Source organism: bacterium, from assembly GCA_030018315.1.
Taxonomy (GTDB): Bacteria; Hydrothermota; UBA3073; order JACQXS01; family JAGMCI01; genus JASEGA01.
On the sequence record JASEGA010000005.1, the window covers coordinates 36273 to 48871 of the forward strand.

General features: G+C 36.9%; 10 protein-coding genes. 9 read left to right on the top strand and 1 reads right to left on the bottom strand.

Annotated elements, in window-relative coordinates; all coding sequences use genetic code 11:
- The first annotated feature begins 1 nt into the window (after position 1).
- Positions 2–1534 carry a sigma-70 family RNA polymerase sigma factor gene (locus QMD71_02985; protein ID MDI6839812.1) on the top strand — a complete coding sequence of 511 codons (1533 nt, stop codon included), beginning with the start codon at positions 2–4 and terminating at the stop codon, positions 1532–1534.
- Here QMD71_02985 and QMD71_02990 read toward each other — a convergent pair.
- Positions 1523–5746 carry an acyl-CoA dehydratase activase gene (locus QMD71_02990; protein ID MDI6839813.1) on the bottom strand — a complete coding sequence of 1408 codons (4224 nt, stop codon included), beginning with the start codon at positions 5744–5746 and terminating at the stop codon, positions 1523–1525. The genes QMD71_02985 and QMD71_02990 overlap by 12 nt on opposite strands.
- An 80-nt stretch (positions 5747–5826) precedes the next feature.
- Here QMD71_02990 and QMD71_02995 point away from each other — a divergent pair, with 80 nt between their 5' ends.
- The 8 genes from QMD71_02995 to recJ all read left to right on the top strand — a co-directional run bounded on the left by QMD71_02995 (position 5827) and on the right by recJ (position 12598).
- Positions 5827–6768 (top strand): ABC transporter ATP-binding protein, encoded by a 942-nt coding sequence (locus QMD71_02995; GenBank protein MDI6839814.1) that lies wholly within the window; start codon positions 5827–5829, stop codon positions 6766–6768.
- Positions 6765–7568, top strand: a complete 804-nt coding sequence (locus QMD71_03000; GenBank protein ID MDI6839815.1) for an ABC transporter permease — start codon at positions 6765–6767, stop codon at positions 7566–7568. The genes QMD71_02995 and QMD71_03000 overlap by 4 nt, the downstream gene beginning before the upstream one ends.
- 1 nt (position 7569) lies before the next feature.
- Entirely contained in the window at positions 7570–8403 is an 834-nt protein-coding gene (locus QMD71_03005; GenBank protein ID MDI6839816.1) for an ABC transporter permease, read from the top strand.
- 89 nt (positions 8404–8492) lie between these two features.
- Complete coding sequence (locus tag QMD71_03010) at positions 8493–8693, top strand: hypothetical protein (GenBank protein MDI6839817.1); 201 nt, start codon at positions 8493–8495, stop codon at positions 8691–8693.
- 87 nt (positions 8694–8780) lie between these two features.
- Positions 8781–9089: a cupin domain-containing protein gene (locus QMD71_03015; protein MDI6839818.1), complete on the top strand. Its 309-nt coding sequence runs from the start codon at positions 8781–8783 to the stop codon at positions 9087–9089.
- Positions 9090–9282: 193 nt separating this feature from the next.
- Complete coding sequence (gene arcC / locus QMD71_03020; GenBank protein ID MDI6839819.1) at positions 9283–10215, top strand: carbamate kinase; 933 nt, start codon at positions 9283–9285, stop codon at positions 10213–10215.
- Positions 10184–10744: an epoxyqueuosine reductase QueH gene (locus QMD71_03025; protein MDI6839820.1), complete on the top strand. Its 561-nt coding sequence runs from the start codon at positions 10184–10186 to the stop codon at positions 10742–10744. Before arcC ends, QMD71_03025 begins: the two co-directional genes overlap by 32 nt.
- Positions 10745–10909: 165 nt before the next feature.
- A complete protein-coding gene (gene recJ / locus QMD71_03030) occupies positions 10910–12598 on the top strand; it encodes a single-stranded-DNA-specific exonuclease RecJ (protein ID MDI6839821.1) in 1689 nt (562 codons plus the stop codon).
- The last annotated feature ends 1 nt before the right edge of the window (position 12599 follow it).

A 12599-nucleotide genomic window follows, 5' to 3' on the forward strand; every position in this document is an offset into this window, starting at 1 on the left:
TATGGGCCAAGAGATAAAGAGGATAATGAAATTTGTAGACGAAAATGGTGAGATAACTTATGAAAAGTTAAACGATGTTCTTCCCGAGGACTTCATATCTCCACGTACATTTGAACGTATTATTTCCGAACTTGAGACCTTAGGTATAAAAGTTGTAGAAGAGACTCGTAAGCCTACCCCCCAAGAACCTCCTCTTGAGACTCATCGTCTTGAAGACCCTATAAGGATGTACCTTCGTGATGTTGGTTCAGTTCGTCTCTTATCTAAAGATGATGAAGTAAGATTATCAAAGCAGCTTGAAGATAACTATATTGAGATAGCGAATATTATTTTTTCTACTACGTTTGCAATGGATGAACTTCTCAAGTACCGCTCCAAGATCGAGCATCGTCAGATTCCGCCTGATGAATTTATCAGAATAGGTGTCCCTTCACCTTCTCCAGAACTCGTTGAGCAAGAAAGGCGTCGTATCCTTGATACTATGAACTTTATCAAAGCTAAGCGTGACGAAATTGTAAATTTGTATCGAAATAGGACTCCAGCATCTGTTATTAAGAGAAGACGCCGCTGTATAAGAGATAAAATTGTAAAGATTGGCTTACAATTTAGTTATATAGATGAGATTTTACACAAACTTAGGGATTTTTATGAAAAAAACTGTGTAGAGGAAGAACGTTCAATTGTAACTCGTAAGCACTCTCGTTCCAAGCACGCACATAGAAATATAGAAGAAAAACTTTGTATGAAAAAGGGCAGTTTTAAAAAATTGCTCTCCAAAGTGAGTAAGTACGAGCGTGCAGCGACAAAAATAAAACAGCATATGGTTCATGCAAATGTGCGTTTAGTAATTTCAATTGCAAAGCGATATATAAGTCGGGGGCTTGAATTTACTGACCTCATTCAAGAGGGTAATGCCGGTCTAATAAAAGCGGTCTCTAAGTTTGACTATCGCAAAGGGTATAAGTTTTCGACTTATGCCAGTTGGTGGATTCGTCAATCAATTTCGAGAGCGATATCAGATTACTCGAGAGCCATAAGAGTCCCTGTCCATATGACTGAAATAGTTCATCGTGTCCTTCGTGAGATAAGGCTTATTATGCAAGAAGATAGTAAAGAACCAAGTCCAGAGGAGCTTGCTGACAGACTAAGTCTGCCACTGAATAAAATAAAAAATGTGTATCGCATAGCGCAGGATATAGCCTCACTTGATCGTCCAATTGGTGACGATGACGACTCATTCTTAGGCGACTTTATTGCCAGTGATAGTGAGAATTCACCCGCCTATTCAATTTCAAGGACTATCTTAAAAGAGAGATTAGAAGATATCTTAAAAGATCTTTCTAAGAGGGAGCAAAAAGTAATTGAAATGCGATTTGGTCTTCGTGGTCATCAATCAAAGACATTAGAAGAGATAGGTCTTATATTTGATGTAACACGTGAGCGTATTCGTCAAATTGAGCAAAAGGCACTTAAAAAATTAAAGTATAAAGAAAGGAAGAAAAAGTTAGAGCCTTTACTTGAATTACTTAAATAAATCCGTTTTCTCCCTATGTCGCTTTGCTTGGTACATAAATACTTCAAGCCTTGTCTCTATTGTGGATTGTTCAAGACCATCATAAGTAAGATCTAAGCAAGGTATCCGGTAGTCTTCCCTGAATCTCTTCAATACAGCAGTAGTAACCGTTCCCGGCATACAAGTGAAAGGCATGACATTGATGAGCCCATTAATCCTACCTTTGTGCGCCCAATTTACAGCATTGCCAATACTTAAGGCTGCTTCACCAAAGTACTTGATTAAATAGGGGGCAGCAGCATCCCATATCTTATATATTTCAGTCTCTTCCAAATCCATTGAAAAGTCCTTTACCTTTCTGAATAATCCATGCTCAAAATATTTTAAGAATTTATCAAAAAACAGAAGAAAAAAACATGGTAAATATTTTCTCTCCATAATGTAATCCAACCTCCTTGTCCCACTTGTGTGAAAACCCCATTCTTGAGCTGAAGGTAAAACTACTTCACCGCCAAGGGACTCTATCCTTCTTACTATATTATTGTTACTATAAACATGATTACGAACAAATATTTCTCCTACTATTCCTATCTTTGGTCTAGATTCATTGATCACTGGAATTTGCTCAAATTCAGTCCTTGCTCTCTGTAAAGCGGAAACAACTCCGCCTCTCTCTATTGCATCACAAATTGCATAAAGAGAGCTCTTGTACACACTATCTGTCTCACCTATGTTCGCTTCATAAGGTCTTGTCTTTCTTAACATTTTATCAAGACAATCAATAGCAATGACGCCCTGCAATGCTTTTAGAAATGTGAAGATACCTCTCGGATTTGCTATATTACATGTTTTATAAAATTCATTGCTCTCAGGGGCAAGAGGTGAAATAATTGGAACATCCTCATAACCTAACTCATCAAGTATCATTCTCTGTAATTTGTTATATTGCCCGAATCGGCATGGGCCATAGGCTGTTGGCATTAAGAAAGCAACTTTAGAAGGGTCATTCCTTTTGAGCACCTTTATCATATCACCCGTCGTTATAATACATGGATAGCATTCCTTACCAAGGGTAAATTTTCTCCCCCATTCAAGTGTCTCGTCATCCGATGAAAGTAATTCTGCTTTAATACCATTTGCTTTAAAAGCAGTGAGAAGTGCAAAAGCGTAATCTCCCATATGTGGGATATAAATAGTGCGGTCAGAACGCTTTGTGAATGTACAAGTTGTCTCCTTTTTTATAAATTTACTCGCACATGAAAAAGCAACCATCTTTTGACTGAGTGAATCCAAAAAAGCTTCACACCTTGTCATTACACCGACATCTGCACTATGTTCATCAACTTCTATTTGTAGAAAGGGTTTATTTCCAATCTCTTTTCTAAAGAACTGAGTTATGAAAGAATCAGGACCACACCCAAAGTTTGTTATATAGATGCAATTTAATCTTGGGTTATCCCTAATCACACGGGCAGCAGATAGAATTCTATGACCAGATTTCCAATACATATTTGGCCAATCAGAAGAGATATCCATATCGTCAACTGGTAAGTAGTCCATTGGTATAGCTGTTACGCCAAGCTCCCTTAACTTTCTTGAAATACCAAGACTAATACTTTGATCACAAATATTATAAGCTCTCCCAACTATAACAATTGCACTCTCAAGATTTTTTAATACCTCCTTACCTCTTAGCTTGATTGAACTATAGAATTTCTGTTGCGCAGCCAGTGCATGTAAAAATGATTTTGTGACCTCCATTTTGCTTTTCCCAAGACTTTGTCCGAACTCTAAAAGTTCTCTCCTCAAGACTTTCTCTATCCTGAAATGTAGAATTGGATGTAGAATTGGGATATCAGGCTTTATAGCAGCTTTAATAATATGAGGAATTTCCTGGTTATAAGGACAAGTATAACTTTTTTCCATTCCTTTTGGACAGAGTGTATCAATAATGCTTGGCAAAAATACGTAGTCCACGCCCTTATCCAAGAGGTTTAATACATGACCATGAGCAACCTTCACTGGAAAGCAAGTTTCAGCTACTACACGTTCAAGCCCATTATATATCATCCTTTTGTTTGTTGGGTCTGAAAGAACTACCTTAAAACCAAGTTCATTGAAGAACATATTAAAGAATGGCAAACACTCATGGAAGAGTAATGCGTAAGGGATACCAATTCTTAAGGGATGCTTCCCCGTCTTTAAAACCTCTTCTGAACCATAACCTTGTTCCTGTTTGTAAGATTTAAGGAGCATCTCTTCGCGCTCAGTAAATAAGTCTAACTTTGAACTTTGCCCTGAATTAAGTTCAGGCTTGAACTTTGAACTCTTTTCATACTTTTCACATCTTCCACCATAGAATAAAGGCTTACTATCCTCAACAACAACGCTTTTAATTTCACACCTGTTTGGACAACCATTGCATTCAAAAGAATTCTGACTGTATTTTACCTTAGGGATTGTATCAAAGCCCCTAAATTTAGTCCTCCAATTAACTCTTTCAAGAGCAATTATTGCTGCGCCTATTGCTCCAGTCACATGGTGGTTTTGAGGGACAGTTATTGATTTACCAAGAACTTTTTCAAAAGCAGCTACTACTCCTTTATTAAATGCAACTGCACCCTGAAAAAAAATGTGGTCACCAATTCGCTTCTTACCTACAACACGATTTAAGTAGTTTGTTACAATAGAATAGGCTAAACCTGCCACAAGGTCAGCCTTGATAGCCCCTTTTTGTTGATATGAGACAAGATTTGTCTCCATAAACACCGTGCACCTTTCACCAAGGTCGAGAGGAGATTTTGAAGCAAGAGCAATATCACCAAACTCCTCTATCGTTATACCGAGTCTCTCTGCTTGCTCTTCAAGAAAAGAGCCCGTCCCAGCTGCACATACTTTATTCATCTCAAAGTCAACAATTGCACCATTTTCTAATGATATATACTTTGAGTCTTGCCCCCCAATCTCAAAGATTGTATCCACTTTACTATCTATGTCAGATGCCGCTTTCGCTTGAGCAGTAATTTCATTAATCACAACATCAGCTCCAACAAAGTCGCCAATCATGTATCTACCAGAGCCAGTGGTGCCCACACCTACAACATTAATATTGTTGCCTACCTGTTTACTAATCTCTTCTATGCCCCTTCGGACAGCTTCTATTGGACGGCCAGCAGTCATTAGATAACATTTTGCAATAAGCTTTTTGTATCTGTCTATAGCTACCACATTAGTACTTATTGAGCCCACATCTATTCCAATAAAAGCATCCACTTTTCCATTTCCAAAGTTATACTCAGGAGGGTTATCAGTTGGCATCTTAGACTTAACCAGCTCTAATCGCTCAAGAACTTTGCAATCAAAATTATGCTTTTTAAGATAGGCATCTAAAATCTTGATATAATCCCCAATTTTATCCGTTGAATTATGGTATATATGGGTCTGCTGCCCTGTATCTATAGACTTAGAATTCTCTATTAACACCAGAGCTACCCCAATTGCACCCATTGATGCGCAGTGCTCCGGAACTATTAACTCTCCAATTGATAATCCAATTACCTCTTCAAAAGCTCTCACTACACCTTTGTTATATGCACAGCCACCCTGAAATACTATAGGCCTTTTGAATTCTCTCCCTTTTGCAACATTGGATTTGAAATTACGTGCCAAAGCATAACATAAGCCAGCCACTATATCATAATCTGGGGTCCCCTCTTGTTGTAGATGGATCATATCTGTCTTAGCAAAAACACTACACCTGCCAGCAATCCGTGGAGGGCTATTCGACTTAAGAGCTATATCACTAAATTCCTCTATTGATAGACCAAGTCTTGAAGCCTGTTGGTCAAGGAATGAGCCAGTCCCAGCTGCACATAGCTCGTTCATGGCATAATCTTCTGTCTCTATATCAATAAATTTGGAGTCAGCACCTCCAATCTCAATTATAGTACGAGCCCCATTATACAAGTGCTTAACAGATGTGGATTGGGCACTCATCTCATTGACAAAATTTATGCCAAGTAAATTAGATATAAGCCTACCACCAGAGCCTGTAACTCCTATATTAGCTATAGTCTCAGACTCGTTGAGAAGAGACTTAAGGCAATCAATTACAACTTTAATAGGTTCTCCTAAATGTTTTGTATAAGGGAAGACATTTAGTATTCTGCCTGTCTCATCTAAAACGGCTGTGTTTACACTGACAGACCCTATATCAATGCCAATATATAACATAAGTCTTATAACAATTTATCCTAAAGCGAATTAAGGAGTTTCTTGACAAATTTAAAATATTTGTTATTATAAATCAACTAATGAATAATAATATATCAATAGTGAATCTTGTCAAGCTTTTTCGTAAGCATAAAAGTACTGTTCGTGCAGTATCAGGTGTTTCATTTGATATAAAAGCTGGTGAACTTTTTGGTCTTGTAGGTCCAAATGGGGCTGGCAAAACTACTCTTATAAAATGCCTTTCTACTTTACTTATCCCTGACGAAGGAACAGCCACTGTGGGTGGGTATGACATTCTAATGTTTCCATTTGAAGTTCGTAAAAATATAGGCGTCCTAACAGGCGGTGAGCGTTCCCTTTATTGGAAATTAACCCCTATTGATAACCTTCGCTATTTTGGCACTCTTTACGGTGTACCTAAAAATGAACTCGCTCATCGTATAGATTATCTTCTTGAGCTAATGGAGCTTGTCTCCAATGCAAACGAGCGTGTCGAGCGTCTATCTCAAGGTATGAAGCAAAAACTGTCTTTTGCACGTACCCTCATTCATGACCCTCCTATTTTACTTGTAGATGAACCTACACTTGGACTTGACCCATCATTTGCCAGATTTATAAGGAGCTTTATTAAAAATGAACTTAATAAAAAGTTGAAAAAGACAATACTATTAACTACTCATTATATGGAGGAAGCAGACGAGCTATGTGATAGGGTTGCATTTATGAACGATGGCAAAATAAAAGCAATTGATACTCCTCAGAATTTAAAAGACATGATAACCCATGAAAAGATAATTGAACTTAAATGCATGGGTAACATTGACTCCAACACGGTTCCCGGAGCTTCCATTTTCCATAGTGATGGTTTTACATTTTTACGAATGCCTTCAGCTGACCCCGAATCCTGTCTTTCTTCACTTATTGATAAAATTCGTAATTCTGCAAAGGTTCTTAGAGTAGAAGTAACAAACCCCACACTTGAGGATGTATTTGTTTATCTCACTGGTAGGGGATTAAAATGAGAATAGTAGTAGAAGAAGTGCGTAAAATGATAAAAATTGTTAGTGCTTACCCAATTGAGATTGCTTTCTGGATTTTTGCTCCTCTGCTTTGGGTTCTCCCACTTGTGTTTCAAGGTATGGCACTTGCTGGAGGGCTTAATAGTGTGGCTTTCAAAAAATTAGCAGGAACAGGCGACTTTATTCCGTTTGTGATTGTGGGTGCAATTGTGAGCACTTATATGTTTTCAGCAGTCTGGGGGATGGGTAACTCTTTACGTGAAGAGATATACTATGGGACACTTGAACATATTTTATCATCGCCGAGTCCTAAAATATATATACTTCTTGGTAAAGCATTATTTGAATCAATGCTATCAACACTATTTGTTTGTATACAACTACTTATCTGTATCTGCTTCTTCGGTATAAGACTAACTTTAGTTAAAATAGCACCTATCCTACTATTTCTTATCTTACTTCTTGCAGGGTTGTATGGGATAGGAACTGCAGTTGCAGGTCTTACTGTTGCTCTAAAGGAAACACATGGTATATTCCATTGCTTGGAGTCTGTTCTGTACTTGTTTTCACCAATTCGTTATCCTGTAACCATACATCCTGTGACTCGTATAGTAAGTGCTTTCATTCCTCTTACCTATGCACTTGTAGCACTGAGAGGCATTATTTTAGATATACCTGTTAACTTATGGAGGAATGCACTATTTCTTCTTGCAATTGATTGCATCATTGTCCCTTTAGGCTTCTTTCTATTTCAGCGTGTAGATAAGAGTACAAGATTGAAAGGGACCTTATCACATTACTGAAGTGAATCAATTTCTCCACTATATTCGTGCAATAAATGCAGAAAATATAAAAGAGTGGAAATTAGAGCTTGTTTATCGGGCTGATTTTGTGCGTCAATTTATTGAGCCATTTGTTTATCTCATCCCATATCTTTTATATGGAATGGCAGTAATTGGGGGTAGATTCTCATCTCATCTTAAGCAGCTTGTAGGTGTGAGTGATATGATAGCATACACATTTATTGGCTATATTCTGATGGGATTCATTTCTACTGCCTGTTGGGGTATGGGCTTTTCTTTACGAAAAGAACAATGGTATGGGACATTAGAATCAATATTTGCTGCACCCGTCCCTCGCTGGGTATACATATGGGGGATGGCACTTCATTCAACTATACATCAAGGTTTGATTATGTTGGTCCAACTTATTGCTATAACTATTTTCTTTAATCTCTTTGTTGAAAGTGGCGGTATAATCCCATCTCTCTTTATAGTTGTACTTATGCTACTTTCACTGTATGGGTTAGGAATCCTAATAGCTGGATTAACTCTAACAGTTAAACAAGGTTATGTCATTGCAGAAGCTGTTTATACCCTGTTTAGTATAGCTACTCCTATTGCTTATCCGATAGCTGTTTTGCCACTGTTTTTACAAAAGGTATCATTATTGCTACCTACAACTTATGGAATTATAGGTGTACGTCATTATCTTGTAGGAGAGGGCTTAAATATCTCTATTCCTATACTCCTGTTACGCTTATTTTTACTTATAATTCTATGGGTAGTTTTTGGGCTTTCTATCTTTATAATAACAGACAAAAGAGTGAGACAGCGGGGCACACTCGCCCATTATTGAGGACGATAGTATCAAAATTTAGAAACTCCAATTTTTTACTTGACTTCTTAAAATTTCATAGTACGTTTTAAGCTTAAGGGGGTAATAGTATGAAAAGAGTAGCTACTGCGACAGTCGCCTTTTATGTAGGCATTTTGTCTCTACTTCTAAGTGTGATAAGCGGTGCTTTTGGCGTAAGGTTAGTGGGAGTGCGTCCAATTAGTTTTGTCCATTTTGCCAATGTCTGGTTCCTTATAGCACTTATTTCCTTACTGCACGAAATCTCTAAAAAATTGGGCGAGAAGAAGTAAGAAGACAAAGTAAGTTAGTTTCAAATAAACTATAGAGGTCGGGGGAGTTGAAATTTACCCCGACTCCTCTATAGTTATGGAGATAGTATGAAGGTAAAAATGGAGGGTGCAAAAGGGACAAGTATAAGGTGGCTCATATCTAAACCTGATGGAGCACAAAAATTTGCTATGCGGCTATTTGAGATAAAACCCGGAGGCTATTCACCATTACATACTCATCCTTATGAGCATGAAGTATATGTCATAGAAGGGAAAGGAGTTCTTGTATACGAGGGTGAGGAATATAAATTTGACAAAAATTGTTGTATATTTGTGCCACCTGATAAACTACATCAGTTCAAAAACACAGGCAAAACAGTGCTCAAATTTTTATGCCTCATCCTATATAAACTGTAGAGATCTCATCCAATTTTTCCATAGAGTTAGCTTTGAAAAATAAGAAATTTGCTTAATAGAACCCCCTAAAAGGCGTTTTTTTTTGAATTGAGTATAGAAAAACTATCTTGTTTATACTCAATAATCCTTCCATCAGCTTTTATTTGCTTTTGGTTTTTCTTGACATTCTTTTTGTTTATTATATATTTAAATTATGCAAAAAGTTGCAGTTGTGGCTCTTGGGGGTAATTCTTTAATTAGAGATAAAAATCATCAGTCAGTGCAAGACCAATATGAGACTGTTAGAAGGACTTGCGCTCATATTCCAAAATTAATTAAAAGTGGATACGAAATTGCTATTACCCATGGTAATGGGCCGCAAGTTGGCTTTTTACTTTTAAGGTCAGAGCTTTCAAAAAGTGTGCTTCCCCAAGTTCCACTTGATTCTTGTGGTGCTGATACACAGGGTGGGATTGGATATAATATACAACGTGCTCTTATCAACGAATTAAAAAAGCACAAAATAAAAAAGAAGGTTGTAACTGTGATTACCCAGGTAGTAGTTGACTCAAATGACCCTGCATTTAAAAACCCTACTAAACCAGTAGGGCCTTTTTACATAAAAGAACAAATAAAGGAAAAAAAAGAGTGGACAATTCAAGAAGATGCTGGCAGGGGCTATAGAAGGGTAGTTCCTTCTCCACTTCCCAAGAAAATTGTAGAAATTGAAGCTATTAAAAATTTAATTAATGCTGGATTTGTTGTGATATCTGCAGGAGGTGGTGGGATACCTGTAATTGAAGAAGACGGAAAGCTTAAAGGAGTGGAAGCTGTAATCGATAAAGACTATACTTCATCACTTCTTGCAAGTGAGCTAAAAGCTGCTTTTTTACTTATCTTAACAGCTATTGAAAAAGTATATATTAACTTTGGGCTCCCAAATGAGTATCCTATTGAGAATATGAATGTTAAGGAAGCCAAAAGGTACTTAAGACTTGGTCATTTTGCAGAAGGGTCAATGGCACCAAAGATACGTGCTTGTATATCATTTATAGAAAATGGAGGAAGAGAGGTTTTAATTACTACGCCAGATGCTATTGGAAAAGCATTAAATTATGAAACGGGAACAAGAATCACAGCTTATTAAATCTGTATTACTACATATTTGTTGTGCTCCTTGTGCTACATGGGTTGTGAAAGAATTACGCAGAGAAGGGTATAAATCATTAATTGGGTATTTCTATAATCCTAATATTCACCCAAAAGAAGAATACAAACGTAGACTATCGGAACTTAAACAATTAGCAGCTAAAATAGAGCTTCCACTAATAATTGGGCCATATGAAATAAAGAAATGGTTTAAACAAATAAATGGATTGGAGGCAGAATCTGAGGGTGGTAAGAGGTGTGAGATTTGTTACAAAATGAGACTCAATAAGACAGGCAAGCTTGCTAAATATAAAGGATACAGTGCATTCACAACAACCCTTACAATATCACCTTATAAATCCACAAGTATAATAAATAAAATTGGACAAGAAGTGGGTGAGAGGTACGGAACAGAATTCTTATTGTATGATTTCAAGAGTAAAAATGGGTTTAGTAATTCTATAATTCTTTCCAAGAAGTACGGACTTTACCGCCAATTATATTGTGGCTGTGCTTTTAGTTTATGATGCTTTGTTGAATAAATATTTTTTGGCACCTTTGATTTTCAATCTCTGGCTTGGTTTTAGACAACTTTGACCTTGTCATTCTGGACGAAGTGAAGAATCTCATAAATTGGTGTCAATCAAGGTGTTGCAAGTTTTGTAAAGCGAATTATTCAACAAAGCAAGTTTATGAAAAGAAACTGGATACTCCCAAAATGTGTCTCACCTGTTGTAGTTAATCAGCTCTCAAAATCACTTGGCACATCTCAAATTGTATCAGAACTCCTTGTGAGTAAGGGGTATATCTCTATAGAAGAAGCCTATAAATTCCTTAATCCTAAGATTGAAGACCTATCCGACCCATTCTTAATGCCTCAAATGGAAATTGCAGTTAATCGTGTAATTCATGCAATTAAGTTGCAAGAGAGAGTCCTGATATATGGCGACTACGATGTAGATGGAATAACAGCTTCTGCTCTTCTTTACCGTATTCTTAAAGATATTGGTCTTACTCCCATGATTTATATACCATACCGCCTTAAAGAAGGATACGGGCTAACAGAGCAAGGGGTAGAGTATTGTCTAAAATCTTATGTAAACTTGATAATAACTGTTGATTGTGGAATATCTGAAGTTGAAGAAGTTGAGTTGTTACAAGGCAAGGGAATAGATGTGATAATAACGGACCACCATGAACCAAGGGATAAATTACCGAAAGCTTTGGCTATACTTAATCCCAAAATTGGTGAACATTTTAATGAACTTTCAGGATGTGGTGTAGCTTTTAAACTTGCGCAGGGAATATATAAAAAACTGGGACTTATGGATAGAAAGCTATTAAATTACTTGGACTTAGTAGCTCTTGCTACAGTTTGTGATATAGTTCCCCTTGTAGGAGAGAATCGAATAATTGCTAAATATGGGATGAAAATGTTAGAAAGCACTGAAAATATGGGGTTACAAGTATTACTTGAACTGACCCAGCTTAAAGGCCGTCCACTTAATACATATCACTTGGGATTTATTTTGGGTCCTAGAATAAACGCCCAAGGTAGATTGGGAGAAGCCAAACCCGCAATTACATTGCTAACTACTGAAAATAGGGGAGAGGCTGTCAGAATTGCACAAAAACTTGAAAAAGAAAATCTTGAGAGGCACCAAATACAGGAAAAAATTGTGAAAGAGGCTGAAGATGAAATAAAAAAGATAAACCTCGATGATAAAATAGCAATTGTACTTACAAAAGAATGGCATCCGGGAGTGATAGGAGTAGCAGCCTCAAAGATTGTTGAAAAATTTTATAGACCCGTAGTTCTTATAGCAATAGATGAAACTATTGGTAAAGGCTCAGCAAGATCAATACCAGAATTTCACTTGTATAATGCGCTATGTGAGTGTAAAGAATTATTGGTCTCATTTGGGGGACACAAGCTTGCTGCCGGTTTCGTTATTGAGGTAAAAAATATCAACCATTTTGAAAATAAATTCCAATCCATTGCCTCTCTTAAATTAAAATCTGAAGAATTAACACCTAAGTTCTTTATTAATAAAGAAATATTACTTCAAGAAATAGATGAAAACTTGATATTGGAACTTGAGCAGTTTGCTCCTTTTGGACTTGGGAACCCAAGACCGGTTTTTTTAACTAAAGAAGTTCAAATAGTGGGTTATCCTAAAATTGTGGGAGAAAATCATGTAAAATTTAAAGTGCGAGGAGGAAACAATGTAGTCCTTGATGCTATTGGATTCAACCTTGCTAAGACTCCTTTATCAATGGGCACTATAGTAAACTTAATTTATGAACTTGGTGAGGAAGAGTGGCTTGGGAAATCTAACCCCATTTTATATATTAAAGATGTTGAAATTTTAGGAGGCTAAA

What these genes read in the sequence shown, in the direction of transcription:
- QMD71_02985 (MDI6839812.1), top strand. Translation starts at nt 2, where the DNA reads ATGGGCCAAGAGATAAAGAGGATAATGAAATTTGTAGACGAAAATGGT.
- QMD71_02990 (MDI6839813.1), bottom strand. Translation starts at nt 5,746, where the DNA reads ATGTTATATATTGGCATTGATATAGGGTCTGTCAGTGTAAACACAGCC.
- QMD71_02995 (MDI6839814.1), top strand. Translation starts at nt 5,827, where the DNA reads ATGAATAATAATATATCAATAGTGAATCTTGTCAAGCTTTTTCGTAAG.
- QMD71_03000 (MDI6839815.1), top strand. Translation starts at nt 6,765, where the DNA reads ATGAGAATAGTAGTAGAAGAAGTGCGTAAAATGATAAAAATTGTTAGT.
- QMD71_03010 (MDI6839817.1), top strand. Translation starts at nt 8,493, where the DNA reads ATGAAAAGAGTAGCTACTGCGACAGTCGCCTTTTATGTAGGCATTTTG.
- QMD71_03015 (MDI6839818.1), top strand. Translation starts at nt 8,781, where the DNA reads ATGAAGGTAAAAATGGAGGGTGCAAAAGGGACAAGTATAAGGTGGCTC.
- arcC (MDI6839819.1), top strand. Translation starts at nt 9,283, where the DNA reads ATGCAAAAAGTTGCAGTTGTGGCTCTTGGGGGTAATTCTTTAATTAGA.
- QMD71_03025 (MDI6839820.1), top strand. Translation starts at nt 10,184, where the DNA reads ATGAAACGGGAACAAGAATCACAGCTTATTAAATCTGTATTACTACAT.
- recJ (MDI6839821.1), top strand. Translation starts at nt 10,910, where the DNA reads ATGAAAAGAAACTGGATACTCCCAAAATGTGTCTCACCTGTTGTAGTT.